At 51.6% G+C, this 25,675-nt stretch carries 26 protein-coding genes; 22 read left to right on the plus strand and 4 right to left on the minus strand.

Annotated features, from left to right (window positions below; translation table 11 throughout):
* The first annotated feature begins 8 nt into the window (after positions 1-8).
* The 8 genes from HZS52_RS09355 to HZS52_RS09390 all read left to right on the plus strand — a co-directional run bounded on the left by HZS52_RS09355 (position 9) and on the right by HZS52_RS09390 (position 6,860).
* Positions 9-629: a pseudaminic acid biosynthesis-associated methylase gene (locus tag HZS52_RS09355; RefSeq protein ID WP_190374631.1), complete on the plus strand. Its 621-nt coding sequence runs from the start codon at positions 9-11 to the stop codon at positions 627-629.
* Positions 605-1,741 carry a UDP-2,4-diacetamido-2,4,6-trideoxy-beta-L-altropyranose hydrolase gene (pseG, locus tag HZS52_RS09360; RefSeq protein ID WP_190374632.1) on the plus strand — a complete coding sequence of 379 codons (1,137 nt, stop codon included), beginning with the start codon at positions 605-607 and terminating at the stop codon, positions 1,739-1,741. The genes HZS52_RS09355 and pseG overlap by 25 nt, the downstream gene beginning before the upstream one ends.
* Complete coding sequence (gene pseH, locus HZS52_RS09365; RefSeq protein WP_190374633.1) at positions 1,738-2,247, plus strand: UDP-4-amino-4,6-dideoxy-N-acetyl-beta-L-altrosamine N-acetyltransferase; 510 nt, start codon at positions 1,738-1,740, stop codon at positions 2,245-2,247. Before pseG ends, pseH begins: the two co-directional genes overlap by 4 nt.
* A gap of 15 nt (positions 2,248-2,262) precedes the next feature.
* On the plus strand, positions 2,263-3,312 hold the full coding sequence (gene pseI / locus HZS52_RS09370) for a pseudaminic acid synthase (RefSeq protein ID WP_190374634.1): 1,050 nt from the start codon (positions 2,263-2,265) through the stop codon (positions 3,310-3,312).
* Positions 3,313-3,742: 430 nt separating this feature from the next.
* Entirely contained in the window at positions 3,743-4,420 is a 678-nt protein-coding gene (locus tag HZS52_RS09375) for a hypothetical protein (protein WP_190374635.1), read from the plus strand.
* Positions 4,421-4,586: 166 nt separating this feature from the next.
* A complete protein-coding gene (locus HZS52_RS09380) occupies positions 4,587-5,357 on the plus strand; it encodes an amino acid ABC transporter substrate-binding protein (RefSeq protein WP_041159255.1) in 771 nt (256 codons plus the stop codon).
* 82 nt (positions 5,358-5,439) lie between these two features.
* A complete protein-coding gene (locus tag HZS52_RS09385; RefSeq protein ID WP_223828104.1) occupies positions 5,440-6,108 on the plus strand; it encodes an amino acid ABC transporter permease in 669 nt (222 codons plus the stop codon).
* Entirely contained in the window at positions 6,105-6,860 is a 756-nt protein-coding gene (locus tag HZS52_RS09390) for an amino acid ABC transporter ATP-binding protein (protein ID WP_027956927.1), read from the plus strand. Before HZS52_RS09385 ends, HZS52_RS09390 begins: the two co-directional genes overlap by 4 nt.
* A gap of 60 nt (positions 6,861-6,920) precedes the next feature.
* Here the strand turns inward: HZS52_RS09390 and HZS52_RS09395 are convergent, their stop codons facing one another.
* The 3 genes from HZS52_RS09395 to HZS52_RS09405 form a co-directional block, all read right to left on the minus strand.
* The gene (locus tag HZS52_RS09395; RefSeq protein WP_022521973.1) at positions 6,921-7,274 is read right to left on the minus strand and encodes an HVO_A0114 family putative DNA-binding protein; all 354 of its coding nucleotides are present in this window, start codon (positions 7,272-7,274) and stop codon (positions 6,921-6,923) included.
* Positions 7,271-7,621, minus strand: a complete 351-nt coding sequence (locus HZS52_RS09400; protein ID WP_190374636.1) for a toxin-antitoxin system TumE family protein — start codon at positions 7,619-7,621, stop codon at positions 7,271-7,273. Before HZS52_RS09400 ends, HZS52_RS09395 begins: the two co-directional genes overlap by 4 nt.
* A gap of 631 nt (positions 7,622-8,252) precedes the next feature.
* The gene (locus HZS52_RS09405) at positions 8,253-10,229 is read right to left on the minus strand and encodes a sensor domain-containing diguanylate cyclase (protein ID WP_190374637.1); all 1,977 of its coding nucleotides are present in this window, start codon (positions 10,227-10,229) and stop codon (positions 8,253-8,255) included.
* Positions 10,230-10,524: 295 nt separating this feature from the next.
* Here HZS52_RS09405 and rpsT point away from each other — a divergent pair, with 295 nt between their 5' ends.
* The 12 genes from rpsT to HZS52_RS09465 all read left to right on the plus strand — a co-directional run bounded on the left by rpsT (position 10,525) and on the right by HZS52_RS09465 (position 22,314).
* Positions 10,525-10,791 carry a 30S ribosomal protein S20 gene (rpsT, locus tag HZS52_RS09410; protein WP_022521977.1) on the plus strand — a complete coding sequence of 89 codons (267 nt, stop codon included), beginning with the start codon at positions 10,525-10,527 and terminating at the stop codon, positions 10,789-10,791.
* An 84-nt stretch (positions 10,792-10,875) separates the two neighbouring features.
* Positions 10,876-12,459, plus strand: a complete 1,584-nt coding sequence (gene murJ / locus HZS52_RS09415; protein ID WP_190374638.1) for a murein biosynthesis integral membrane protein MurJ — start codon at positions 10,876-10,878, stop codon at positions 12,457-12,459.
* Between the two features lie 66 nt (positions 12,460-12,525).
* Entirely contained in the window at positions 12,526-13,638 is a 1,113-nt protein-coding gene (gene ribF, locus HZS52_RS09420) for a bifunctional riboflavin kinase/FAD synthetase (protein ID WP_190374639.1), read from the plus strand.
* On the plus strand, positions 13,622-16,477 hold the full coding sequence (gene ileS, locus HZS52_RS09425; RefSeq protein ID WP_022521980.1) for an isoleucine--tRNA ligase: 2,856 nt from the start codon (positions 13,622-13,624) through the stop codon (positions 16,475-16,477). Before ribF ends, ileS begins: the two co-directional genes overlap by 17 nt.
* A 58-nt stretch (positions 16,478-16,535) precedes the next feature.
* Entirely contained in the window at positions 16,536-17,033 is a 498-nt protein-coding gene (gene lspA, locus HZS52_RS09430) for a signal peptidase II (protein WP_053857186.1), read from the plus strand.
* Between the two features lie 35 nt (positions 17,034-17,068).
* Positions 17,069-17,515 (plus strand): FKBP-type peptidyl-prolyl cis-trans isomerase, encoded by a 447-nt coding sequence (gene fkpB, locus HZS52_RS09435; protein ID WP_022521982.1) that lies wholly within the window; start codon positions 17,069-17,071, stop codon positions 17,513-17,515.
* 11 nt (positions 17,516-17,526) lie between these two features.
* The gene (gene ispH / locus HZS52_RS09440) at positions 17,527-18,531 is read left to right on the plus strand and encodes a 4-hydroxy-3-methylbut-2-enyl diphosphate reductase (protein WP_089691641.1); all 1,005 of its coding nucleotides are present in this window, start codon (positions 17,527-17,529) and stop codon (positions 18,529-18,531) included.
* Positions 18,532-18,612: 81 nt separating this feature from the next.
* Complete coding sequence (locus HZS52_RS09445) at positions 18,613-19,008, plus strand: type IV pilin protein (RefSeq protein WP_317890281.1); 396 nt, start codon at positions 18,613-18,615, stop codon at positions 19,006-19,008.
* Positions 19,009-19,173: 165 nt separating this feature from the next.
* Entirely contained in the window at positions 19,174-19,605 is a 432-nt protein-coding gene (gene pilV / locus HZS52_RS09450; protein ID WP_159177957.1) for a type IV pilus modification protein PilV, read from the plus strand.
* Positions 19,602-20,711, plus strand: a complete 1,110-nt coding sequence (locus tag HZS52_RS09455; RefSeq protein ID WP_190374640.1) for a PilW family protein — start codon at positions 19,602-19,604, stop codon at positions 20,709-20,711. The genes pilV and HZS52_RS09455 overlap by 4 nt, the downstream gene beginning before the upstream one ends.
* The gene (locus HZS52_RS09460; RefSeq protein ID WP_022521987.1) at positions 20,711-21,142 is read left to right on the plus strand and encodes a hypothetical protein; all 432 of its coding nucleotides are present in this window, start codon (positions 20,711-20,713) and stop codon (positions 21,140-21,142) included. Before HZS52_RS09455 ends, HZS52_RS09460 begins: the two co-directional genes overlap by 1 nt.
* A 149-nt stretch (positions 21,143-21,291) precedes the next feature.
* On the plus strand, positions 21,292-22,314 hold the full coding sequence (locus HZS52_RS09465) for a tryptophan--tRNA ligase (RefSeq protein ID WP_022521989.1): 1,023 nt from the start codon (positions 21,292-21,294) through the stop codon (positions 22,312-22,314).
* A 139-nt stretch (positions 22,315-22,453) separates the two neighbouring features.
* Here the strand turns inward: HZS52_RS09465 and HZS52_RS09470 are convergent, their stop codons facing one another.
* Positions 22,454-22,972, minus strand: a complete 519-nt coding sequence (locus HZS52_RS09470; protein ID WP_009287534.1) for an Hcp family type VI secretion system effector — start codon at positions 22,970-22,972, stop codon at positions 22,454-22,456.
* Between the two features lie 643 nt (positions 22,973-23,615).
* On the opposite strand from HZS52_RS09470, the gene tssB reads away from it, so the two are divergent.
* A complete protein-coding gene (tssB, locus tag HZS52_RS09475) occupies positions 23,616-24,125 on the plus strand; it encodes a type VI secretion system contractile sheath small subunit (protein ID WP_009287535.1) in 510 nt (169 codons plus the stop codon).
* Positions 24,126-24,178: 53 nt separating this feature from the next.
* Positions 24,179-25,660 (plus strand): type VI secretion system contractile sheath large subunit, encoded by a 1,482-nt coding sequence (gene tssC / locus HZS52_RS09480; protein ID WP_009287536.1) that lies wholly within the window; start codon positions 24,179-24,181, stop codon positions 25,658-25,660.
* The last annotated feature ends 15 nt before the right edge of the window (positions 25,661-25,675 follow it).

Here is a 25,675-nt window from a genome sequence, read left to right on the forward strand (position 1 = left end):
AGTATTCTATGGAATTTAAAACTGATCAAGAAAAATTCTGGGCTGGAACCTTTGGTGATCAATACATTCAGCGTAATCAAAGTGAGCAGCTGCTTGCGAGTAATATAAATTTTTTCTCAAGGGCTATAGCGCAGACCTCTGGGGTGAAAAGTGTCATTGAGTTCGGTGCAAATATTGGGATGAACCTGAAAGCTCTCAGCCTACTACTGCCGGAAAGTGATATGTTTGCAGTTGAAATAAATAGTAGTGCAGCTAAGGAATTAAAAAAAATTATTCCTGAAGGAAATATATCAAATACAAGTATTTTGAATTTTTCACCTCAAAAACAATGTGACCTTTCATTAATTAAAGGAGTGTTGATACACATTAATCCTACAGAGCTTGGTTTGGTATATGAAAAGCTTGTCAGTTCGACAAGAAACTATCTGCTTGTGGCTGAATATTATAACCCAACGCCGGTGGTTATAGATTACCGTGGACATAAAGAAAAGTTATTCAAGCGTGATTTTGTAGGTGAAATTATGAACCAGTATCCTGAAATGAAATTGATTGACTATGGATTTGTCTATCATAAAGATCCAAACTTTCCTCAAGATGACATCACATGGTTTCTTTTGCAAAAAAGCTAATGAGTTGCATTGTATTCAGAGTTGATGCTTCCTTAGAGATAGGCACTGGGCATGTGATGCGGTGTCTTACGCTTGCTCAAGCACTTCGACACATTGGTGCGGAATGCCACTTTGTCTGTCGAGAGCATCGTGGGAATCTGATTGATTTTATAAAGACACAAGATTTTATTGTCCACCGTTTGCCAATGCCTGATGATGGAAGTAAATCCTTATCGTCTGAGGAAATAAATGAGCCGTCTCACGCTCATTGGTTAGGTGTTTCTTGGCAAACAGACGCTGAGGCATGCAGAGCGTATATTGAAGCCCTTTCACCTGACTGGTTGGTGGTTGATCACTACGCGATAGATTCTCGTTGGGAAGCTTTTGTTTGCCCCCATAATACTCGACTGCTTGTTATTGATGATCTAGCTGACCGGAAGCATCTTTCAGATATGTTGCTAGATCAGAATCTTGGACGAGAGGCGGAGGACTATATGGCTTTGGTGCCCATGTGCTGCCGCTCTTTTATCGGCTCTGAATTTGCTTTGTTACGGCCAGAGTTTGCCCAATGGCGCGATGTAAGTCTTGCTCGTCGTTGTCAGTCAATGGAGCTACGAAAGTTGCTGATTAGTCTGGGCGGTGTCGATAAAGACAACGTAACGGGGCAGGTATTGGAAGCTCTCAAGCATTGTGACCTGCCTGACGGTTGCAAGATCAGCGTAATTATGGGCGCAACGGCTCCCTGGTTGAATGAGGTCAAAGTACAGGCAAGCACATTGCCTTGGCCGACTGAGGTGGTGGTTAACGTCAGTGATATGGCGCGACGTATGTCGGAGGCGGATCTAGCTATCGGTGCAGCGGGTAGCACCTCCTGGGAGCGCTGCTGTCTGGGGTTGCCTACCCTAATGCTGGTATTAGCGGATAACCAGAGAGCGATTGCTGAGGCTCTTAATAGAGCTGGGGCGGCGGTTTTTCTTGATAGTGTAAATACAAGAGACATTTCGAGGAACGTGAATGCCCTATTAGAGAGGGGGGGAGTGTGGAAAATGAGCAAGGCTGCTGCCAGTCTCACTACAGGTCAAGGGGTTGATTTGCTTTGCCATGTCCTGTTACAACAAAGTGAAAATGCATGACTTACTCAGTGAGCTTACGTCCCCTGACAGAAGCGGATCTTGCCATGTTGTTGCAGTGGCGCAACGCACCTGAAGTGCGCTGCAATATGTATACGCAACACAAAATCAGTGAGAGTGAGCACCGTCAGTGGTTTCAGCGTGCACAACAAAACCCTCAACGCCACTTACTGATGGCTGAGCAAGATGGTCAACCGTTTGGCTTCGTCAATATCCAACTTATAGACCCAATGGCGAAGAGAGGAGAGTGGGGCTTTTACCTTTCCCCAAAGATACCAAAAGGCAGAGGCCATTCATTAGGTATCGCCGCCTTAAAATACGCCTTCATTGAGCTGAAGTTGCATAAGCTATGTGGCGAAGCGCTTGCAAATAACACGCGCTCAAGAAAATTTCATGAACGTTTAGGTTTTAAACAAGAGTCTTATCTACGCGATCATCACTTTGATGGTCAGGCCTATCATGATGTCATTGGCTATGCACTTCTCTACAGGGAATGGCAAGCATTTTAAGGAGTTCACTTTTAGATGACGATAAAGATTGCTGGACGTGTAATTGGCCCCTCTTGTTTTCCTTATATTATCGCCGAGTTGTCAGCCAACCATAACGGTAGCATTGAGAATGCCAAGAGAATAATTGAAGAGGCAATGAAGGCGGGTGCTGATGCGGTTAAAATACAGACTTATCGACCTGACACCATCACGCTGGATTGTGATAACGAAGAGTTCAAGATCAAAGGTGGCCTTTGGGACGGCCGTACACTTTATGAACTCTACCAGGAGGCGCACATGCCCTGGGAATGGCATGCTACTCTCTTTGAGCATGCTCGCAAGCTAGGGATAACTATCTTCAGCTCCCCTTTCGACAATACAGCGGTCGATCTTCTAGAGAGTCTCAACGCACCAGCCTACAAAATTGCTTCGTTCGAAGCAGTGGATTTGCCTCTAATCAAATACGTGGCCAGCACCGGCAAGCCGATGATTATTTCTACTGGCATGGCCAATGTAGATGAGATTGCTGAGGCCATCGAAGCTGCCCGAGATGGTGGCTGTAAAGAGTTGGCGGTATTGCACTGCGTCAGTGGCTACCCAGCTCCCGCCTCGGACTACAATCTGCGTACCATCCCCGATATGATCTCGCACCACGGTTTAGTAACGGGGTTGTCTGACCATACCCTCGACAATACTACTGCGATCACTAGTGTGGCGCTTGGTGCTTCAATCGTCGAAAAGCATTTCACCCTTAATCGAAGTGGTGGAGGGCCTGATGATAGCTTCTCACTTGAACCCCGTGAACTAGCAGCATTATGTCGTGATACCAAAACTGCTTGGCAGGCGCTAGGCAGAGTAGACTATGGTAGAAAATCCAGCGAGCAGAGTAATGTGCAGTTTCGCCGTTCTCTATACTTCGTCAAGGACTTAAAAGCGGGCGACATCATTATGGAAGATGTCGTCAGGAGTGTTAGGCCAGGGTATGGACTGCCGCCCAAGATGCTGAAAGATATTTTGGGTAGAAAGGTTGTGGTAGATGTGAAAGCCAACACGCCAGTGAGTAGCAGTGTATTGGGGTCTTGGTGATGAGCTGCTTTGTTGTATGTTTTGTCAGCTAGAGTTTTTGATAGCATTTCCTGTTTCAACCGTTGCGCTAGCGATTTGAGCATCTGTAAATAGATTCGTTTCAATCAGCCTCGTGCAACGTCTTCGCGGGCGATATCGGCAAGGGTCCGCTCCTCTATCGATAAGTGAAGCTGGCGTTCAATACGTCTTTTAAAGCGACAGCGCACCAAAAATAGTGTATTGCCGGTTGCTCAATAGTCGCTATATTTTTCTTGAGTGTATCTAAGTGCCTCACCGACCAGCTTGCTTCTTCTAAAACCTCTGCCACTAATTACTTAGCCTTCAAAATTGATCTTCCTGGCGTTTGCTCGATAATGAGTAGTTATCTTCGGCACTCGTCACCTTGTGGGTGCTCAAATTGTACGTTCCTAACCGGGCAGGAAAACACCCCATGGATCCGCAAAAACTGGCGGTAACCTTAGCGATTGCTGCAGGTTGGTTAAGTTTTAACAGCCTTATCATTTGCATGTATTTCCTATTGAGTGGCAGAGGCGTGCTGGAAGGGGGAATGTGGCGAGGCGGAGAGTGGCTAAGGCTCGGGCAGTCAGTGTCAGCCGATGAGAGCAATGAACTGGCCGCTCAGCCCCCTGCTGTTGCTAAACAGGTGAATACCTCCTCTACGTTACCCGAGAATGAAGATAGCGTAGAGGAGGTGGCACCTGTAGAGGCAGAAGAGAGCACTCATGTACTGTTTGTGATGTTTGATCAACCGGATATCGCACTCAACAAAAAGCTGTTCTCGAGCCTGCAAAAGTGGGAGGCCCACTACGATGAGGCCTTTCAGGTTTATAGCGTGCCAGGCGTTACCCCGCAAAACCCATTGCGGGTTACCAATGCCTACCCGCCTGGATTGATGCCATCTCCAGAAGCCTTTCAGCAAGAAGAACATTTGATCGGTGGCGTAAGTGTCATCCTCAAAAAGCCAAAGCGCAGGCGCGGGTTTGATAAGGTACAGTTGGAAAAACTGGTTACGTTTGCTCAGGAGTTGGCAGCGCTGGGTGGAGGCGTGCTAGATGCCGATCGCCAAGCCGCTACCTTTAAAACGTTTCAGGCCATTCGCCACAAATAGCCATACATCACGGTGTGACTGCATATTCAATAAAAGAATAAAAATTATCTTTAATATTCTTTTGTATGCTTTTGTCGTAGAGGTAAACTAGCAGCCATCAATGCCTCATGATTATTTGTGTGGCTATTCGGATCGTCGGGATATCGACTAACGAGGAAACAGACTCATGCCACTACCAGCTAAGTTAACTACTACCCTTGCGGCGCTTTCGTTGAGTGTTGCCAGTGGGTTTTTCGCCGCTTCTGCCCAAGCCGATACGCTCCGGGTGGGCATGTCCGGCGGTTATTTCCCCTTTACCTTCGTTGAGCAAGACGAGCTCAAAGGCTTTGAAGTTGATGTCATGAATGCCGTGGGTGAGATCACCGGTGATGATATCGAGTTCGTCACGGCGAGCTTCTCGGGCTTGGCGGGGATGCTTGAATCTGGCCGTATCGACACCATTGCCAATCAGATCACCATTACCCCAGAGCGTGAAGCGAAGTATGTGTTCACTTCGCCTTACGTGTATGACGGCGCGCAGGTCGTGGTGCGGGCAGGCAATGACACCATTGAAGGTGTTGAAGATTTGTCCGGTAAAAGCGTGGCCGTCAACCTGGGCTCGAACTACGAGCAGTTATTGCGTGAGCAGCCCAATGCCGATGAAATCGACATTCGCACCTATGAGTCCAATATCGAACAGGATGTGGCGCTGGGCCGGGTAGAAGCCTTTGTGATGGATCGCGTGAGTGCTACGCAGGTCATTAAAGAGAAAGGCCTACCGTTAGAGCTGGCGGGGCAGCCGTTCTCGACCATTGAGAACGCATTGCCGTTCCGTGATGATGAAGCGGGCCGTGAGCAGCGCGACCGTGTCGATGCAGCGCTGAGTGAGCTGCGTGAGAATGGTGAGCTGCGTGAGATATCGGAAAAGTGGTTCAATACTGATATCACCCAGCCCTAAACGCTGAACTGATCCGTTCAACGCGGCCGTGGCATTGCCACGGCCGTTTGCTTATAAGCGATTTGGCCTATGTTTAATTATCATGCTTAACCTCGAATATATGTGGGGGCTGTTGCCGGTTCTGTTGCGCTACTTGCCGCTCACCCTTCAAATGGCAACGATCGCCATGTTCTTTGCGCTGATTCTGGCGTGCCTGCTGGCGGTAGTTCGCGTATCAAAAGTGCCATTCTTGAACGGCTTCTCGCTGCTGTTTATCTCGTTTTTTCGAGGTACGCCGCTGCTGGTTCAGCTGTTCCTTTTCTATTATGGACTGCCGCAACTCATCAGCGCACTGATCTCGATTACCGGCGTTACCGCCGCCGTGCTAGGGCTAACGCTACACTTCTCTGCCTATATGGCCGAATCTATTCGTGCGGCGATTGTCGGGATTGATCGCAGCCAGACTGAAGCCGCGCTTTCCATCGGGATGACCCAGTCGCAATTGATGCGCCGCATCATTCTGCCCCAGGCAACCCGCGTGGCAACGCCGACGCTGATGAACTATTTCATCGATATGATTAAAGCGACCTCGTTGGCCTTTACGCTGGGGGTGACCGAGTTGATGGGCGCTACCCAAAAAGAAGCTGCGGGCAGCTTCCTCTATTTAGAAGCATTCCTGCTGGTGGCGCTGATTTATTGGACGATTGTGGAAGTGCTTTCCTGGGGGCAGCGTCGGTTAGAAATTTACTTGAATAAGGCCTACCAACGATGATTTCGCTGCAAGGCATTACCAAGCGTTTTAGTGGCCATACGGTGTTTAAAGATATCGACTTGAGTCTTGCTCAGGGCGAGATCATTGTGATCATTGGGCCTTCGGGTACAGGTAAATCGACGTTGCTGCGCTGTATCAACTTTCTTGAACGCCCTGATGCAGGCCGTTTGCAGGTGGGTGATTTGAGCGTTGATACCCAGCGTGCCAGCCGGGCAGATATCCTGGCATTGCGCCGGCGTACCGCCTTTGTATTTCAGAACTACGGCCTGTTCGCCAACAAAACCGCGCTGGAGAATATCAGCGAGGGGATGATCGTGGTGGATAAGTTGCCGAAAGCGAAGGCCCATGCACGGGCAAGAGAGATCCTTGAGCGCATCGGTCTGGCAGACAAAGCAGATGCTTATCCCGCTTCTCTCTCCGGCGGTCAGCAGCAGCGGGTGGGTATTGGCCGTGCCATGGCCGCCAACGCCGACGTGATTCTTTTTGACGAGCCCACCTCTTCACTTGACCCTCAATGGGTAGAGGAAGTATTGAGCCTGATGAAACAGTTAGCGGTAGAGCGCCAGACGATGATCGTGGTCACCCACGAGATGCAGTTCGCCCGGGAAGTAGCGGATCGGGTTGTCTTCATGGACGAGGGCGGCATCGTCGAGGAAGCGCCTCCTGAAGAGTTGTTCACTGCACCCAAAGATGAGCGAACGCGCCATTTCTTGCGCAAAATTTTAGCGCCTACCGGGCAGGCCGTGCCTTAAATGCTGAATACAGTTACTATCCGCGGTGCACCGCTAAGAAAAATGCCTGTTTTGCACTTTTTACATTAACGTGACTTCAAAGCTATCGGCAGTAACCACAGGGGTCTTGGCATGTCGTGGGCCTTCTTGGATTTCCACTAAGCCATAATCGCCCATCTTTTTAATGGTGCGACTCAAACTTTCTTTTCGACGCCCGGTTATCTCAGCAAGCTCCCCTAATGATTGCGGCTTGCAGCGCCGAATCGTTTTGAGAAGTTCAAGGTTTTTCGTGTTTAACAGACGAGACATGGACTCGACACTATCAAACCATACCTTAGGCTCATCAGGAGCAGGTTTATAGAAACCTTTGGCAATTGAGATTGTGCGCTCACGGAATTCATCACGGTTCATGATGCCGATCTTGACGGTTGTCATATTCCTTCCTCTCGGAGTATTTCGTCGACATGCTTCCAAAAGTCTTCAATCAAGTGAGCCGCAGAATCAAAGAAGTAATCACTGACAACGCTGCGATAATGGCGGTGATCCCACTCTTCGCGTCGTCCCGCAAACTTTCTGCGTTTGATTTTTGGAGCATGTGCGTTGTCAAAGCCAAGTAGCTGTGTCCCGCTCTTATGATGCAAGGTCAAGCTATATTTTATTCCATGGGGGATGTTCGGTGTTGCCTCGACTCGCCGCACCTCAAACTTGACCCAAAAATCACCTTGGATGCCGTACTGAGTTCCATCGAGCGCTAATAAAGTATCTAGCCCTTGATCATCCATACGCTCCTTCCCTATTTCATAGATGAAATATAGTAGGGTTGATTGTAGATGTCAATGGTTGGGTGTGGAGTTGCGCCTATCTACGAGCCGGGCTTGAGCTGCTATCAGGCACTCTGGACGACGAACATGCTGGGTCGATTTGCAATACGCGCTGGCGATTTTGGACTGGTGGCACGCCCGTGCTGCACTTGTTGGTTGAGTTCAGGCCATTGGGCCCAGCAAACATCCGCAAGCGGGGATGTCTCATCCATTAGGTAACCTTGAGCTTCATTCCTATGGGAGCTTTATGCTTAGCAGGCGCTTTCTTCAGAACCTGCGTGCTGCCATCGGGACGTGTTTCAACAAGTTCACCGTCGATGATTTCCACTATGTGTTGACCGCTGCTCAACGAGACCTGATAAGCGCGTCGCGTGTGACGCGTCGATTGGGCTGCAAGTCGTTGTTCTTAATCAGGTTTAATCGCCATGGGCTCACCTCGTTGCTTGTATCTTGCTATCATATTATAGTTCAAGCACTGGATAGTAAGCGCTAGTGGTCATGTTTATTCTGCGCACTATATCGAAGTACCCATAATTGGCAATTACAGCAGTGTTTTGGCTGTGTAAGCTGTACCTTCGAGCACGTAATCCTGCTACGCCGCGTTAACGACTACTTGATTACGGCCGTTTTCTTTAGCCTGATATAACCCTATATCAGCACGTTTTAGGGCAGGCTTAAGTGCTTTTTCGTTGTCTAGAATAGTCGTTACCCCTAGCGAAGCAGTCAGCCAAAGTGCCTGTTCGGCGTGCTCAGCTGTGACGTTAATGGGGGTAGCTGCCGTTGTTCTGCGTATTCGCTCGGCCACCTGTTCCGCTTGAGAAAGTGAGGTGTTGGGAAGCAAAATAGCAAACTCTTCGCCGCCCACTCGGCATAGCAAGTCTTCCTGTCGAAGCAGTTTGGTTACTATTTTGGTGAAGTTTTTCAGTACGTCATCGCCTGCATCATGTCCGTACGTATCGTTAATGTGCTTAAAGTGGTCAATATCAATGGCGATGAGCGCGATTGGGAGATTTTGCCTTCGCGCCCGGGATATTTCAGTCGTTGCTTGGGCCTGTAAATAGCGCCGATTGAAGACCCCCGTTAAGGGGTCGGTCATGGCTTGGGCGCGTAGTTTCTCTTCCAGCTCTTTGCGCTCGGTAAGGTCAAAGACGGTAGCGCGCGAATGCACAAACTGACCATTGCGGCAGAAGGCTGAGGCTTGAATCATGACGTGACGCTGCTCGCCGTTTCGGGTTAGCAGGCTGCATTCAGCGCTACTGGGTTGATTTTGTTTTACGTTTGCGAAAGCTTTATCAAACTGATCACGGGTTTCTGGCGTGATCAATTCTCGATAAGTGATGTGACCAATAACTTCTTCGTCGGTGTAGCCTAGCCAAGCGAGCTCGGTGCGGTTCATTTTGATCACTCGCCCTGTGGCATCGAGCGAGTGGTAGCCGCAGGGGGCGTTTTCATAAAGATCGCTGACTTCATGAGCGTGGCGCTGAGCCGCCCTACGTAGTTGGCGCTGACGCTGGCTGCTGAGAGCCCAGAATATTCCAAAGGCGACGGCGACACCGTAGGTCAACAGTAGAAACCAGAGCACGGTGGTCTCTTCTTCTATTAAGGATCGCCAAGTAGGCAGTGGTAATGTCACGCCCAGCTTCCAAGGGTAGTAAGCGTTTTCGCTGAAAACAGTACCCGCTAGGCTACGGTAGCGCTGAGTGCGTATATCTTCAGTCTGAAAGCGTAATAGCTGACCATCGACCTTGGCATGACCTGTGTTGCGCTGCTGCATGGCTTGCCAATAGAGAGGTGAAAGGGCGGCAAAGTCGCTGCCAAAGCTCGTCGTATTTAATGGCGGGAAGCCTTCATCGAGCAGCCATCGTCCTTGGGCGTCGATTAAAATCGCATTGGCATCTTGGTCAAGCAACATGGCCTGATGTAGGGCGCTGGTAAGGTAATCCCAATTGAGGCTCAAAAGCACCACGCCGCGGCGTTCCCCTGCTGCATCAAAAACAGGGGTAGATACATTGACCACAGGAATCACGTCGCGACCCATTAGCTCAAAGTGGAGGTTACGGCCCGGTGGCGAGATATAAAGATCGCGTGGCTGTAGTGAACAGGCTCCTTTGAAATAGTCGGTATAGGCATGATGATTGGCATTCACGCGGGGCCCCGTTTGAATACTTTTAGGTGCACGGAGTACTTCGCTGCCATGATTATCAATGAGTACCAGCTTGGTATAGCGAGGGTTGTGGCTGATCAACGTGTTTAGAAAGGTTGAAAGTTGCGATAAGTCGCTAAGCGAATAAGGCTGGGCTGATATCGACGAGTTGTCCTGTGCTGCCAGGTACCGCCTTAACGCAGGCATTTCGGCAATCGCCAGCGCGTAATTTAGGCTTTCATTAATATCGCGGGTTAGTGCCTCCTGGCCAGCTTTCAATAAGGCATCTGCTTCGGTATGCAGGCTATCTAGTCGGGACTCCATATGGACATGGAGCACAGGCAGCAACGTTGTCGATACGAGGATCAACGGTATGCAAATGGCTAGTAGTAAGCGAGTGTGTAAACGTCGCAATGACACTGACATGTTTCCTTTGAGTAGGTCTGCGCCGGGCAGCCTGCTTTTAAAGTTATACGTTGTACTTGTAAAGGCGTAGCTAGCAAGCTCGCCAAGCGCGTGATAGACTACGCCATCCTCTCAGACAAGTCCCGTGAGCGGGCAGCTTATTTCGACTGCCTGCTACACACTTTGGTAGGGTGATACGCCTGCCAAATCAATTGGTTGTTGCGGAAACGTCGTGCTGTGGCAGCACAGCAGACGAACACATATTTAATTTCGTTGCCGTTTTACCGGCAACCTTTATTCTCCAAGGAGATACCCTGTGGCGAACAGCAAGCAAGCTCGCAAGCGCGCCCGCCAGGCCGAGAACCGTCGCGTCCTGAAATCCAGCCAGCGCAGCATGGTCCGCACCTACATCAAGCGTGTAGTGAAAGCGATCGGCACCGGCGACCACGCTAAGGCAATGGAAGAGTTCAAGGCAATGCAACCGGTCGTTGACCGTATTGCAGACAAAGACGTGCTGTCTAAGAAGAAAGCAGCTCGCCTGAAGAGCCGTTTGAACAAGCGTATTAAGGCACTGGCGGCGTAAGCCGGCAGGCGCCATAAAAAAACCGGCTGCGGCCGGTTTTTTTGTGTCTGGATGATTTTTCTAGATGATTTTTCTGGATAGCTTATGACAGCGAAGAAAGCACCCAACACATCCCCAGGCACCACAGTCGTGCGTCGCGGGCTAATGCGCTCGGGGCTTGTAGTCAGTGCCATGACCATGCTGTCGAGAGTGATGGGGCTGGCGCGTGATGTGGTTATCGCTACCTACTTAGGGGCAGGGGATGGCGCTGATGCGTTTTTCGTGGCGTTTAAGATCCCTAACTTTCTGCGCCGTCTATTTGCCGAAGGGGCTTTCAACCAGGCTTTCGTACCCGTGCTCTCAGAGTACTCCACCCAGCGTAGTCGGGAGGAGATACGCGCGCTGCTGAATGCCACTGCCGGTAGCTTAACGGCGGTGCTGGCGCTAATTACCGCCGTGGCGATGCTCTGTGCGCCGTGGCTGATTTGGGTATTTGCCCCTGGGTTTGGCAGTGAGCCGGACAAGCTGGCGCTGACCGCGGATATGCTGCGCTTAACCTTTCCCTATTTACTGCTGATTTCGCTCACCGCGTTTTCCGGTAGCGTACTGAATACCTGGAACCGCTTTGCGGTTCCCGCGTTTACCCCGGTGCTGCTTAACCTTTCGCTGATTGGTGCGGCGCTGTTTTTAATGCCGCTAATGGAAGAGCCCGCCATGGCGCTCGCCTGGGGCGTGTTGATCGCCGGAGCGGCCCAGTTGGTTTTTCAGGTGCCGTTTTTGCTGCGATTGGGATTGATGCCTACTCCCTGGCCTAATTTTGCTCATGAGGGCGTGCGACGCATACTGAAACTCATGGGGCCTGCGCTGTTTGGGGTATCTGTGTCGCAAATTAACCTGCTGTTGGATACCGTTTTGGCGTCATTGCTGGCGGCGGGCAGCGTGTCGTGGCTTTACTACTCGGATCGTTTAGTGGAACTGCCGCTGGGCGTGTTTGGGGTGGCCATTGGTACCGTGATTTTACCGGCACTTTCTAAACGCCATGCTGACCAGTCCAAGGAGCACTTTGCTGCGATGCTTGATTGGGCGATCCGCATTGTATTGCTGTTAGGCTTGCCTGCGGCACTGGCGCTGGCGGTGCTGGCCGAGCCGCTGTTAATCACGCTGTTTCATTACGGAGCGATGACCGACAACGACATCCAGATGGCGGCCATGAGTCTGCGTGCTTATGCCTTTGGCTTGGTAGCCTTTATGCTGATCAAAGTATTGGCACCGGGATTTTTTGCTCGCCAAGACACCAAAACCCCGGTGAAGGTAGGCATTATCGCCATGGTCGCTAATATGGTGTTTAACCTACTGCTGATTTGGCCGCTGGCCCATGCCGGATTGGCGTTAGCCACCGCGCTTTCTGCGTTCTTGAACGCGGGCCTGCTGGGTTACTTACTGCATAAGCAGGGAGTGTTGGTCTTTCAGCCGGGCTGGAAGCGCTATTCGGTGCAGTTACTAGGTGGCAGCGGGCTAATGTGCGCGGCCCTCTATTTTATTGCGCCCGACTGGCAGGCTTGGCTCGCGTTTGGCCTTTGGCAACGGATAAGCTGGGTCACTGGGCTAGTGATACTGGGCGGCTCGCTGTACTTTGCGTGGCTGGCGGCACTGGGTTTGCGCGTTCGTCATTTAAAAATGCACTCATAACACTGCATCCTGGGGTGTGGGTTCGTTATAATCAGAGGCTTTATGTCCTCCAACGGCTGAGGTGCCATGCGCGTCATTCGAGGTCTGCACAACTTGAGAGCGGCTCATCGTGGCTGCGTTGCCACCATCGGTAATTTTGATGGGGTGCATCGCGGCCATCAAGCCATCCTGCAGCAGTGCCGAGAGCATGCGGCGCGCTGGAGTGTGCCGTTAACAGTGGTGGTGTTCGAGCCCCAGCCGCGTGAATTTTTTGCCGGTGATCAAGCACCACCGCGTTTAACCCGGTTGCGCGAGAAAGTCCGGCTGCTCCGCGATTTTGGCGCTGAACAGGTTCTCTGCTTGCCGTTTAACGATGCGCTGCGCAGCCTTACCGGGCGTGAGTTTATCGATCAGGTGTTGATTGATGGGCTAGGCGTTAAGCACTTGGTCGTGGGCGATGATTTTCGCTTCGGCTGCGACCGCCGCGGTGATTTTGCTCTGCTGGCGGAGGTCGGGAGCGAACAGGGGTTTGGCGTAGAGCACACGCGTACTTTTACCGTGGATGACGAGCGGGTTTCCAGTTCTCGGGTGCGTACGCTGCTTGCCAGCGGCAATTTTTCTGCTGCTGCGCGTTTGCTGGGCCGCGCCTATTCGTTACATGGCCGAGTGGTGCGCGACCAGCAGTTGGGGCGCACCATTGGTGTACCGACTGCCAATTTGCCGCTGATGCCCCAGCCATTAACGCTGCGTGGGGTTTATGCGGTGGTGGCTGAGCTTGAAAATGGCGAGCGCTACCCAGCAGTGGCGAATGTGGGCTTCCGCCCTACGGTGGGTTCGGAACGGCCAACGCTGGAAGTGCACCTGCTGGATTTTAAAGGTGATCTCTACGGCCAACGCATGACGGTGTTTCCCTGCGCGCGCCTGCGGGGCGAGGTGAAGTTTGACAACCTTGAGGCACTTAAAGCGCAAATTGAACGTGACCAGGCCCGCGCTCGCCACTATTTAATGGCGGCAATAGGTGGGCAAAACAGCGCTGACCAAGAGAACGCTGAACAGGACTATTCGCTTCCGCTGGCCTCGGCCCCGCTTGGGCGTGAGGCCATGTCTTCAAGTGCAATGTCTTCAAATGCGGTGTCTTCAAACACGATTCCTTCTGATTCTTCTTCGGCGGATGATGCCGCCGATGCTAACAACGGCTGACCAGACCATGGATTATAAGCACACGCTGAATTTGCCTGAAACTGATTTCCCCATGCGCGGCATGCTGCCAAAGCAGGAACCAGGGCGGGTTTCCCAGTGGCAGGATATGAACATTTACCAGCGCCTGCGGGAAGCGCGCGCGGGCGCGCCGCTGTTTGTGCTGCACGATGGCCCTCCCTACGCCAACGGCAGTATTCATATTGGTCACGCCGTTAATAAGATCCTTAAAGATATTATCGTTAAATCGAAGAATTTAGCCGGCTTTGATGCGCCTTATGTGCCCGGCTGGGACTGCCACGGCTTGCCCATTGAGCACAAAGTAGAAACCACTCACGGCAAGAACCTGGCGCCGGAACATGCCCGTGAGCTTTGCCGTGAATACGCTGGCGCCCAAGTTGAAACACAACTGGCCGACTTTGTTCGTTTGGGCATTATTGGCGATTGGGATCACCCATACCGCACTATGGATTTCGCCAACGAAGCGAGCGAGATTCGTGCTTTGGCCGAGATGGTCGACGCGGGTTACGTGTTTAAAGGTTTGAAGCCGGTCAACTGGTGCTTTGACTGTGGTTCGGCGCTGGCGGAAGCCGAAGTCGAGTACGCTGATAAGAAATCCGACGCCATCGACGTCGCTTTCCCGGTAGAAGATGCCGACAAGCTCGCCGCCGCCTTTGGCTTAAGCGAACTGGCCAAGCCTGCGGCAGTGGTGATCTGGACTACCACGCCGTGGACCATTCCGGCCAACCAGGCGCTCAACGTTCACCCTGAGTTCACCTATGCACTGGTCGATACTGGCGAGCGTTTGCTGCTGCTGGCGGAAGAGTTGGTGGAGAGCTGCCTGGAGCGCTTTGGCCTGCAAGGCGAGGTAATTGCTACGACCCAGGGCAAAAACCTCGACCTGATCAATTTCCGTCACCCATTCTACGATCGGCTCTCGCCAGTCTACCTGGCAGAGTACGTCGAGTCTGAGGTGGGTAGCACCGGTATCGTTCACTCCGCGCCCTCTTACGGTATGGATGACTTTATCACCTGCCGCGAGCATGGCATGGAGTTTGATGACATGCTCAACCCGGTGCAGGGAAATGGCGTTTACGTTGACGACCTGCCGTTCTTCGGCGGCCAGATGATTTGGAAGGCCAACCCGCATATCGTCGAAAAACTGCGCGAAGTGGGTGCGCTAATGGCGTATATCCCGATCAAGCATAGCTACATGCATTGCTGGCGCCATAAAACGCCGGTGATCTACCGTGCCACGGCGCAGTGGTTTGTGGGAATGGACATCAAAGGCAAAGATGGCAAAACCCTGCGTGAACGTGCCCTTGAAGGTATTGAAGCCACGGCGTTTACGCCTGCCTGGGGCCAGGCGCGCCTGCACAGCATGATCGCCAACCGCCCGGATTGGTGTATCTCGCGCCAGCGTAACTGGGGCGTGCCGATCCCGTTCTTCCTACACAAGCAAACCGGTGAGCTGCATCCGCGCACCGTTGGGTTGATGGAAGAGGCGGCCAAGCGCGTTGAGCTGGAAGGCATCGATGCCTGGTTCAAACTCGACCCGGCAGAGCTGCTGGGTGCTGAAGCGGCGGATTACGATAAAGTCACCGATACCCTGGATGTCTGGTTCGACTCTGGCACCACCCACCGCCACGTACTTCGCGGCTCGCACCCCCATGGCCACGAAAGCGGCCCGCGGGCGGATCTCTACCTGGAAGGCTCCGACCAGCACCGTGGTTGGTTCCACTCATCGCTGCTCACCGGTTCAGCGATTGATGGCCATCCGCCGTATCGTCAGCTGCTGACCCACGGCTTTACCGTCGATTCCCAGGGCCGCAAGCAGTCCAAGTCGCTGGGCAATGTGGTCGCGCCCCAGGAAGTGATGGACAAGCTGGGCGGCGATATTCTGCGCCTGTGGGTCGCCTCCACCGACTACTCTGGCGAAATGGCCGTTTCTGACGAAATTTTGAAACGCACCTCTGATGTGTATCGGCGGATTCGTAACACCGCTCGCTTCCTGCTGTCGAACCTTAACGGGTTTGATCCAGAGAAAAACCAGGTAGCGTTTGACGATATGCTGGCACTGGATCAGTGGGTGGTGGATCGAGCGCACCAATTGCAGGCGCGGATCGAAAAAGCCTACGAAGAGTACCGCTTCCTGGATGTTTACCAACAGGTGCATGGTTTCTGCGCCCGGGAACTGGGTGGCTTCTATCTGGATGTGATTAAAGACCGCCAGTACACCACGCAAACCGATTCGCTGGCGCGGCGCAGTGCACAAACCGCGCTCTATCACGTGGTGGAAGCGCTGAGTCGTTGGATTGCGCCGATTCTCTCCTTTACCGCTGAGGAGATTCACGAAAACATCCCCGGTAAGCGAGGCGACAGCGTGCTGCTGGAGACTTACTACACTAACCTTGGCAGCCTGGAAGAAAATGCTGAACTGGGTCGTGCTTTCTGGGAGCAAGTGCTGGAAGTCAAGCACTCGGTCAACAAGTGTCTTGAAGATGCCCGTAATGCCAAAGTCATTAAAGGCAGCTTGGCAGCTGAAGTCACGCTGTATGTCAGCGATGACCTGCAGGCGACTCTGGCTAAACTGGGTGATGAACTGCGCTTTGTGATGCTAACCAGTGAAGTGACGCTTAAGCCCTTGTCTGCTGCGAGTGATGCAGAAGCGACCGAGCTGGATAGCTTGAAAGTCGCGGTTAAAGCCAGCGACAACACCAAGTGCGAACGTTGCTGGCACCATCGTCCCGATGTAGGCACCTATGCGGACCACCCGGATCTGTGTGGACGCTGTATCAGCAATCTTCCCGAAGGTAGCGGTGAGATTCGTTACTATGCTTGATAAAAACATAGCTAAAGAAACTAAAACACCGTCTGACGATGTCGACACACGGCCGCCAATGCAGCGGCCGCTGCGCTGGCTGTGGCTAGCTGTGGCAGTAATTGCCTTGGATTTGGTCACCAAATACGTGGCCAGTAGTCAGTTGGGCTATGCCCAGCCGGTCGAAATACTGCCGTTCTTTAACCTGACGCTGCTGCACAATACTGGCGCAGCGTTCAGCTTTTTAGCCACGCATCCTGGCTGGCAGCGCTGGTTCTTTGCGTTGATTGCTGTGGGAGCCAGCGTGGCGTTGACGGTGTGGCTTTCACGCATCAAACACGATGAAAAGTTACTGGCGATAGCGCTGCCGCTGATTATTGGCGGGGCGCTGGGGAATCTCTACGACCGCCTGGTGCATGGCTATGTGGTCGACTTTTTATCGTTTCACGTCGCTGGGTGGTACTACCCGGCGTTTAACGTGGCGGATATAGCGATTACCCTGGGGGCGGTCGCTTTAATCTGGGAATCCATTATGGGCGAGCGGCGGCGCAAAAAAGCGGCCAAGACTTCCCATTAATTGAACGTTGAGAACAACGTATATTGAGAACTGCTATGAGCGACTATCTGATCGATGAAGGCATGGAGGTGACGCTACACTTCACCTTAAAGCTGGAAGATGGCACTTTGGTGGACTCCACCAAAGACAAAGCACCGGCTACCTTCGAGTTTGGCGACGGAAATTTGCCGCCCGGTTTTGAGCATCCGATTAAAGGCTTGGCTGCGGGGCAGGAGGGTACCTTTCAGATAACCCCTGAGCATGCATTCGGCCAGCACAACCCGCAAAATATTCAAACCCTGAAGCGGGCAGATTTTGGCGATGAAGCCCCGGAAATTGGTATGGTAATGTCGTTTGCCGATAAAGCGGGAACGGAATTGCCAGGTGTGGTCAAAACCATTGACGGTGATCGTATCGAGGTGGATTTCAATCACCCGTTAGCAGGCCGCACGCTCACCTTTGAGGTCGAAGTGCTCGACGTCAAACCGGTGACAACGCATTAATTCACTAAGCGATGCCGCTTACGCATCAAGGCGCTACTATGCAAACGACGCAAGCACAGCCCATACAGATCAAGTTAGCCAATCCGCGTGGTTTTTGTGCCGGTGTGGATCGCGCGATTGATATCGTTAATCGCGCGTTGGATGTGTTTGGCCCGCCGATTTACGTGCGCCATGAGGTTGTGCATAACCGCTTTGTGGTCGAAACGCTGCGCGCTCGTGGGGCAGTGTTTGTTGAAGAACTGGATGAAGTGCCGGACGATGTCATCGTCATTTTCTCTGCCCATGGCGTTTCCCGTGCGGTGCAAGCCGATGCTGAGCGGCGGGGCTTGAAGGTATTCGACGCCACCTGCCCGCTGGTCACCAAAGTGCACTTGGAAGTATTGCGCTACGCCAAGCGTGGTCAAGAGTGCATTCTCATTGGTCATGAAGGCCATCCGGAAGTTGAAGGCACTATGGGGCGTTATGACACCTCCCACGGTGGGCGTATCTACTTGGTAGAGGATGAAGAAGACGTCGCTAAGCTGGAGGTGAATGATCCCTCAAAGCTGGCCTTCGTGACTCAAACTACGCTGTCGATGGATGATACCGCTAAGGTGATCGACGCGCTGCGCGATAAGTTTGCCGAGATTCAGGGGCCACGCAATGACGATATTTGCTACGCCACGCAGAACCGTCAGGATGCAGTACGTGAGCTAGCGTCCCAGAGCGATCTATTGCTGGTGGTGGGCAGCCCCAATAGCTCCAACTCTAACCGCTTGCGAGAACTTTCTGAGCGCATGGGCACGCCCGCCTACTTGATCGATAACGCTGACCAGATCGACCCCAAGTGGCTTGAGAACGTAGCGCGTGTAGGCGTCACCGCAGGCGCCAGTGCCCCTGAAGTATTGGTGAAAGGTGTGATTGCCAAGTTGCAGACTATGGGGGCTGCATTACCTGAAGAGCTACAGGGCCGCGAGGAGACCATTACTTTCTCTATGCCAAAGGAGTTGCGTGAAAAGGTGATCGCCAGCAGCTAACCATAGGCCTCGCAATGCAATGCGTATTGGTTTGCGACATACTAAAACGGTATGAGCCCACTAATACAGGAGCGAAGCCGCGTGTCTTATACCTCTCATCTTTCGACTGGCCGTTCTTTACTGAATGGCCAGCGCGGCTTCACCCTCATTGAATTGATGATTGTGCTGGTGATCATCGGCATCGTCGCCTCCATTGCCTACCCCAGCTATACCCGCTACGTGCAAAAATCAGTGCGAACCGACGCCCACGCAGGCCTTATGCAAGCCGCTTCAGAGCTTGAGCGCTGTTACACGCGCTCTTACAGCTATAGCGATTGCACCATCAGCGAGTTATCCCCCGAAAAAAATTATGAGATTGCTGAGAGTATTAACGGTGACGGCTACCTACTGACTGCGAGCACCGTTCAAGATGATGGCTGTGAAGAGGATATAACCTTAAGTTCGAGTGGCGAAAGGTTACCCAATGCCTGTTGGTGAGTTAAGGCGACAACGCTTTCAAAGTGTGGGCAACGCTGCCACTTCCAACTGTCCTGACTCTCCCTGCGAAATGACGTTAAACCCCACCCATCAAAGTGCTTCAGCTCCTTCTGTAACGCTGGTGATTAGCACATCGGACAGCCTTCGCAGGAAGGAGAGTGAATCATGAATTCTCAGCGCGGCTTTAGCTTATTGGAAGCGCTAATCGCACTGGTGGTTCTCTCGATTGGCCTGATCGGCGTTGCCGCCATGCAGCTTAAAGCACTGCAAAGTGCCAATGCAGGCTATCAGCGTTCGGTGGCAAGTGTTGCGGCTGTGGATGCTCAGGAGCGGCTTTGGGCTCAGCTAGCCACGCTCGAAACAGGCCAGACCTGCGAGGATGTCTACATCTCCGGCGTGCAGAGTGCATGGAAGGAACATTGGTTTCAAAATAGTGATGCGACACCGCTACGGGGAGCCTCTTCTTCCCACAGCTATATTGCAAAAGATGACAGTGGAAGTGATTGTCGCATTGACGTGACTGTGGCCTTGGGCGAGAACAATGACGATCAATTTAGCTACTTCTTTCTTCTTCCCAAGGTCGAGAGCTCACCATGAGGCAGCGTCAGCAGGGCTTTACACTGGTGGAGTTGATGGTGGCGTTGGCGATCGGCACGGTCATTATCCTTGGGGCTGGCCAACTGTTTCTAACGACCTTTCAGACCTTTCAAAATGTTGACAAGGTAAGCCGTAAGCAAGAGAACCTGATTTTTATTGCCCAGAGGCTTACCAGTGAAATTCGTCAAAGTGGGCCGGGTCGCTATACGTTACGGTGTGAACGGAATCAGGATGCCTGTAGCTGTACGGTGGCGGATCAGGAAGAGAATGGGCAGCCGCTGGTAAGTTTTCTGAAAGATGTACCGAATCATGATTCGCCAAGCCAGTGTAATGAGGACGAGCACGTGTTAGGCGAACTTGTGCCGGGTGATGCGCCGCTTTACCGGGTGGAACTGCCCTTAGAGAACAATGGTGAGGCGATTGTATTTCATGTCATGGAGCGACAGGGCATATATGCCAGCTTCTTTGATACTCCTACCAGTCAGAAGGGGAAGGGCGATGCAGTGATTGCGGGAAGTGCCGTGAGCGGTGCGGAAAATATCCTGGTAAGTGAATCAATGGTTAACTCAAATTTAGATCCATCGATTATCCCTTCTCCGCAATCAAGCGACTCGCATGATTACTACACAGGCTATATCAATAACATTAAAAATCTGGACGGCGTGATTGCTACCTGTACCGAAAACGAAATCATGTTTTCATCGGGCAAGGTCTTTTATTGCGATGGAAATATAAATAAGTTAAACGTGACTGAATTTAGTGGAAAGGTGGTCGTAGTAGAGCAAGACATTTCAATACAGCAGAATGATAACTCCTCAGTCACTGATGTCGCCATTGTCGCTGGTGGCGAAATTAATTTTAATGGCAATAATACCAATGCACTGTTTCGAGGACTTATCTGGGGAGCGGGTAGTGTCAATTTAAGCATGTCTGGCGTTGAGTTTGTTGGTAGTGTTATCTCCAATGGCTCTGTTGTATTCAATAATGTCAATAGTATTAATGCTGACCTGAGTGTTTGGGAGTTACTGTCAGTATATGATTATGAGTTCTCTATGCGTCAAGCATTAGAGGGTTTGTCAGAAAATATCGATTTTGGTGACGACTGATGACTCTGCAAAATCGTCAGAAAGGCGCTGCATTGGTCATCGTCATGGCGCTACTAGCCGGGGCACTGCTACTGGGGACTGCCGGCATGCAGTCAGCAATCATAAATGAGCATTTGGCAGGTAACTACCGGATAGTGGCGCAAGCCAATATGAATGCAGAGTCGGCTTACGCAAAAGCGGTTGAGGAGAATCTCGAAACAATAAACTGGGGTAGTGAGTCTTATGACCAAAATTATATTGAAAAGATGAATTGGGAGAGTATCAAAGGGCTTGGGCAGGTCGTAGATCAGTGTGAGGGGGAGGCCTTCCTGTGTTTTTATTTTCCTTTGCTTGTTGATGGAGAAAAGTGCTTCGTCGCGTTTGGAGCTGTATATGATGATCAGGAAGAGCCGCTTGCCTTTAGTGACCCCTATTTTCTTTTCATCGATTGAGCATTTCTTTCAGAATGATAACGGCATAATGCTCTTGTAAATCCTCACCACTCTCTGCGGATATTGTAAAACCAAATTCTGCCTGTCGCATCCCCAGGTTCATACAAGTATCATACGACAATGTACGTTCAATGATGAGCCTAAAAACCATGAGCCAGACCGCAAAAACCCGCGTCCTCACCGGTATCAACACCACCGGCACGCCCCATTTGGGCAACTATGTTGGAGCGATCAAGCCCGCCATTGAGGCAAGCCAGGATCCCAACGTGCAGTCGTTCTATTTTCTGGCTGACTATCACTCCCTCATCAAGTGCCAAGACCCTAAGCGGGTGCAGCAGTCTCGCCTGGAGATTGCCGCGACTTGGCTTGCGCTAGGGCTGGATACCGATAACGCCATTTTCTATCGCCAGTCTGATATTGGCGAAATTCCCGAGCTGATGTGGATGCTCTCCTGCGTATGTGCCAAAGGTTTGATGAATCGCGCCCATGCTTACAAAGCAGCGGTGGCTGAAAACGAAGAGGCAGAAAACCAGGATCCTGATAAAGGCATTACGATGGGCCTTTTTGGTTACCCTGTGCTGATGGCGGCGGATATTTTAATGTTTAACGCCAACAAGGTGCCGGTAGGGCGCGATCAGATTCAGCATATTGAAATGGCGCGCGATATCGCCGGGCGCTTTAACCATCTTTATAAAGGGCAGCACTTTACCCTCCCTGAGGCCGTGGTAGACGACAAAGTACAGCTGTTGAATGGCTTGGATGGGCGCAAGATGTCCAAAAGCTACGATAATACGATCCCGCTCTTTTCCGCTGAGAAAAAACTGCAGAAGCTGGTACGTAAGATTAAGACCAACTCGCTGGAGCCCGGTGAGCCGAAAGATCCAGACACCTGCACGCTGTTTCAAATCTACTCCGCTTTTGCGACACCTGAAGAGACCGCTAGTCTACGTGAGCAGTACGTGAACGGTATTGGCTGGGGCGCGGCTAAGGATCAAGTGTTTGAGTACTTGAATGCACACTTGAGCGCGCCGCGTGAACGCTATAATGCGCTGATGGAAGACCCGGCCCACATTGAGGCTGTGTTGCAAAAAGGCGCCGAACGGGCGCGGGAAGAAGCTGTTGTAACGATGGATCGTCTCCGTTCAACGGTAGGTTTGGGGCGGTTTGTTTAATCCCAGAGCCTTGGCGCAATACCAATAGCGAAACACCTGCAGCAATAGAGCAGAAACGATGAAGCCCCTTCCAAGTGGAAGGGGCTTCGCTTGTTTCAGGCCTTGTTTTTCAGGCCAGGGCTAGGCTATTAGCAACAGCTTAACCTTCGATCGGGGCGCGCCAGTCGTCGGAACCAGAGGTGCCAGCAACAGTGTGTTCCCAATCAATTTTACGGTAAGCCAGTGACACGTCCATCAACTGGGTGAATTCAGACTTGGTGATGTCTTGGGCGTGTGGCATACGCAGGTTGATGTCAACGATAGTGGCATCGGTCAGCGTGGTCGTGAAGAAGTGCTCCTGCTTACCTTCAACAGAGGTGCGGTACCACTTCAGCTCAACGTTGGGCAGCATTTCACCAGACGCTAGTGCGTTGTACATCAGCGGTACTGATTTGTTCAGGGCAACGGTAAAGATAAAGGGCTTGTGTGCACGCTGACCGGATGGCTGACCAGACTGCGGATCAGTGGGTACGGTAACGACATGCTTAAATTCTTGTACCAGCATTTGGTCTTCATGGCCCTCAACGTAGATGTTGCCTACGGAGTCAGGGGTAAAAGCGCCTGCTGTGATGTTGCCCTGAGTTTGGCCTTCGATGCTGATATAACATGGTGTTGGCATGGTCTGCTCCTTGACTGAAAAATTAAAGAAATGTCACGTGGACTCAGACAATAGAGCAACTTCAGGGCCAAGTTTTTAAATTTGTTATATATCAATATTTTATGTTTTTGTTGTGTAGGACGCTTCTTTCTGCGGGGCAAAAAGTTGCCTGTGCTGGGCAAGATATTGCCTGGCAGGGCAAGAACTTGCTTGCTTGCTCGTTACATCTACAAGCGCTTAGTAACGCTGGGTTGCATCTACCGTTACCTTGCTTTATGGCTAAAGTATTTCTTGGGATTTTAAGCAGAAATAGGGCCATGGGAGCAATATTTTTACCGCTAGAAAATGACGTCGCTGCCCATTTAAGCGCCTCTCTTGTATGAATTTTGCTCTCCGTTTTGTAAGAAATCACTGACAGTTTTTGTAAGAGATCTCTTACAAATGCGGTTTTTAAGAATTAGTTTTAATTAGCTTCTTTTATTGTGCTGCTAAAATTCGCGAAAAAGGTCGTAAAACACGTCTTCTTGAAAGTCTTCTTCTCTCAGATTGTCGCAATACCTGCTTAGAGCCATTTGGTACTTTCGGTGTAAATCCGGTACTTTCCCGCAATTAATAAGCATTCTTCTTTGAATCGAAAATGTTCTAATTTTTACGGGCGAAAACCATGGCTAAGCAAGGAACGGTCGCGCCGAAAGAGCGCATCAATATCAAGTATGTACCCGCTACAGGTGATCAGCAGGCCGAGACTGAACTGCCGTTGAAATTATTGGTGGTCGGTGACTTCAAGGGAGGCGAGGAAGATACCTCCATTGAGGAGCGTGAGGCTGTTTCTGTTGATAAGAATAACTTCCAGTCTGTTATGCGCGAAGCGAACCTTGGCTTGCAGGCTGCGGTTCCCAATCGATTGCAAGAAGAGGGTGAAGCAAGCGACTTGGCCGTCAATTTGGAGTTTAAATCACTCCATGATTTTGCGCCCGACAGTATCGCTCGGCAGGTGCCGGAGCTGCGTAAGCTAGTCGAATTAAGGGAGGCGTTGGTGGCATTGAAGGGGCCGCTGGGCAACGTACCTGCTTTTCGTGATCGTTTGCAGAAGCTACTCGAAAGTGACGAAACGCGTCAGCAGCTGTTGGCGGAGCTAGAGCTGCTTGATTCTGACCCTAATCGTAACGATTAAGCATTCTTATTTTCGTGCTAGTCCAGTAACCGGATTGTATTCGAGGCATCTCTATGAGTGATACGGCGCAAAAGAAAAGCCAAACGGTGGAAGCCCAGGAAGAGGTTTCTTTACTTGACCAAGTGATGGCGCAGACGCGTATGGCTCCAGCGGATGAGGGCTACGACGTTGCCAAGCAAGGCGTTGCCGCTTTTATTTCCGAACTGTTAAGCGGCGAGAACGCTGCCCCGCAGGTTAATAAAGCCGTTGTAGATAGCATGATCGTTGAACTTGACCGGAAAATTAGTCGGCAAGTTGATGAGATTCTTCACGACAATAGCTTTCAGCAGCTGGAGTCTGCGTGGCGTGGCTTGAAGCTGTTGGTCGACCGCACCGATTTCCGCGAAAATATTAAGCTTGATGTGCTTCACGCCACCAAAGAAGAACTGCTGGATGACTTTGAGTTTGCCCCGGAAATTACCCAAAGCGGGCTCTACCAACACGTTTATGCTGGCGGGTATGGTCAGTTTGGCGGTGAGCCGGTAGCAGGGATTATCGGGCATTATGATTTCACCCCCTCGACCCCTGATATGAAACTACTGCAGCACACGGCTGCTGTAGGGGCGATGGCCCATGCGCCGTTCCTGTCAGCGGTGGCGCCTTCCTTCTTCGGCATCGATAGCTTTGAAGAGCTACCCAATATCAAAGATTTTAAAGCCATCTTTGAAGGGCCCAAGTACGCGCGCTGGCGTAGTCTGCGCGAGTCAGAAGACGCGCGCTATTTAGGTCTGACTGCGCCTCGTTTCTTGCTGCGGATGCCCTACGACCCGGTCGAAAACCCCATCAAGACATTTAACTATCGTGAAACCGTCAGCGAAGATCACGACCATTATCTTTGGGGTAATACGGCGTACCTGCTGGCCGAGCGCTTGACCGACAGCTTTGCAAAATACCGCTGGTGCCCGAACATTATTGGCCCCCAAAGCGGCGGTGCGGTTGAAAACTTGCCTGTCCACACCTACGAAGCGCTAGGTCAGTTGCAGGCTAAAATCCCCACCGAGGTGCTGGTAACGGATCGCCGCGAGTTCGAAATGGCTGAAGAAGGCTTTATTTCGTTAACGATGCGTAAGGGCAGCGATAACGCTGCTTTCTTCTCGGCTAACTCCGTACAAAAGCCCAAGGTATTTCCGAACACGCCCGAAGGCAAAGACGCTGAGACCAACTACAAACTGGGTACTCAACTGCCGTATATGTTCATCATCAACCGCCTGGCTCACTACATTAAAGTGCTCCAGCGTGAACAGATCGGTTCATGGAAAGAGCGTCAAGACCTTGAGCGTGAGCTGAATACCTGGATCCGCCAATACGTGGCCGACCAAGAGAACCCGCCCTCCGATGTACGCAGCCGCCGCCCGCTGCGTGCCGCCTCTATTCAGGTGTCGGATGTCGAAGGCGATCCGGGTTGGTACCAGGTGTCTATGTCGGTGCGCCCGCACTTTAAGTACATGGGTGCCAACTTTGAGCTGTCGTTAGTCGGGCGTCTCGACAAGGAATAAGGGAACCTCTCCATC

This window comes from Vreelandella titanicae (assembly GCF_014697095.1).
Classification (GTDB): domain Bacteria; phylum Pseudomonadota; class Gammaproteobacteria; order Pseudomonadales; family Halomonadaceae; genus Vreelandella; species Vreelandella titanicae.

Bases quoted from the DNA above. Each gene is read 5' to 3' on its own strand.
- HZS52_RS09355 (WP_190374631.1), top strand. From the start codon at position 9: ATGGAATTTAAAACTGATCAAGAAAAATTCTGGGCTGGAACCTTTGGT.
- pseG (WP_190374632.1), top strand. From the start codon at position 605: ATGGTTTCTTTTGCAAAAAAGCTAATGAGTTGCATTGTATTCAGAGTT.
- pseH (WP_190374633.1), top strand. From the start codon at position 1,738: ATGACTTACTCAGTGAGCTTACGTCCCCTGACAGAAGCGGATCTTGCC.
- pseI (WP_190374634.1), top strand. From the start codon at position 2,263: ATGACGATAAAGATTGCTGGACGTGTAATTGGCCCCTCTTGTTTTCCT.
- HZS52_RS09375 (WP_190374635.1), top strand. From the start codon at position 3,743: ATGGATCCGCAAAAACTGGCGGTAACCTTAGCGATTGCTGCAGGTTGG.
- HZS52_RS09380 (WP_041159255.1), top strand. From the start codon at position 4,587: ATGCCACTACCAGCTAAGTTAACTACTACCCTTGCGGCGCTTTCGTTG.
- HZS52_RS09385 (WP_223828104.1), top strand. From the start codon at position 5,440: ATGCTTAACCTCGAATATATGTGGGGGCTGTTGCCGGTTCTGTTGCGC.
- HZS52_RS09390 (WP_027956927.1), top strand. From the start codon at position 6,105: ATGATTTCGCTGCAAGGCATTACCAAGCGTTTTAGTGGCCATACGGTG.
- HZS52_RS09395 (WP_022521973.1), bottom strand. From the start codon at position 7,274: ATGACAACCGTCAAGATCGGCATCATGAACCGTGATGAATTCCGTGAG.
- HZS52_RS09400 (WP_190374636.1), bottom strand. From the start codon at position 7,621: ATGGATGATCAAGGGCTAGATACTTTATTAGCGCTCGATGGAACTCAG.
- HZS52_RS09405 (WP_190374637.1), bottom strand. From the start codon at position 10,229: ATGTCAGTGTCATTGCGACGTTTACACACTCGCTTACTACTAGCCATT.
- murJ (WP_190374638.1), top strand. From the start codon at position 10,876: ATGACAGCGAAGAAAGCACCCAACACATCCCCAGGCACCACAGTCGTG.
- ribF (WP_190374639.1), top strand. From the start codon at position 12,526: ATGCGCGTCATTCGAGGTCTGCACAACTTGAGAGCGGCTCATCGTGGC.
- ileS (WP_022521980.1), top strand. From the start codon at position 13,622: ATGCTAACAACGGCTGACCAGACCATGGATTATAAGCACACGCTGAAT.
- lspA (WP_053857186.1), top strand. From the start codon at position 16,536: ATGCAGCGGCCGCTGCGCTGGCTGTGGCTAGCTGTGGCAGTAATTGCC.
- fkpB (WP_022521982.1), top strand. From the start codon at position 17,069: ATGAGCGACTATCTGATCGATGAAGGCATGGAGGTGACGCTACACTTC.
- ispH (WP_089691641.1), top strand. From the start codon at position 17,527: ATGCCGCTTACGCATCAAGGCGCTACTATGCAAACGACGCAAGCACAG.
- pilV (WP_159177957.1), top strand. From the start codon at position 19,174: ATGAATTCTCAGCGCGGCTTTAGCTTATTGGAAGCGCTAATCGCACTG.
- HZS52_RS09455 (WP_190374640.1), top strand. From the start codon at position 19,602: ATGAGGCAGCGTCAGCAGGGCTTTACACTGGTGGAGTTGATGGTGGCG.
- HZS52_RS09460 (WP_022521987.1), top strand. From the start codon at position 20,711: ATGACTCTGCAAAATCGTCAGAAAGGCGCTGCATTGGTCATCGTCATG.
- HZS52_RS09465 (WP_022521989.1), top strand. From the start codon at position 21,292: ATGAGCCAGACCGCAAAAACCCGCGTCCTCACCGGTATCAACACCACC.
- HZS52_RS09470 (WP_009287534.1), bottom strand. From the start codon at position 22,972: ATGCCAACACCATGTTATATCAGCATCGAAGGCCAAACTCAGGGCAAC.
- tssB (WP_009287535.1), top strand. From the start codon at position 23,616: ATGGCTAAGCAAGGAACGGTCGCGCCGAAAGAGCGCATCAATATCAAG.
- tssC (WP_009287536.1), top strand. From the start codon at position 24,179: ATGAGTGATACGGCGCAAAAGAAAAGCCAAACGGTGGAAGCCCAGGAA.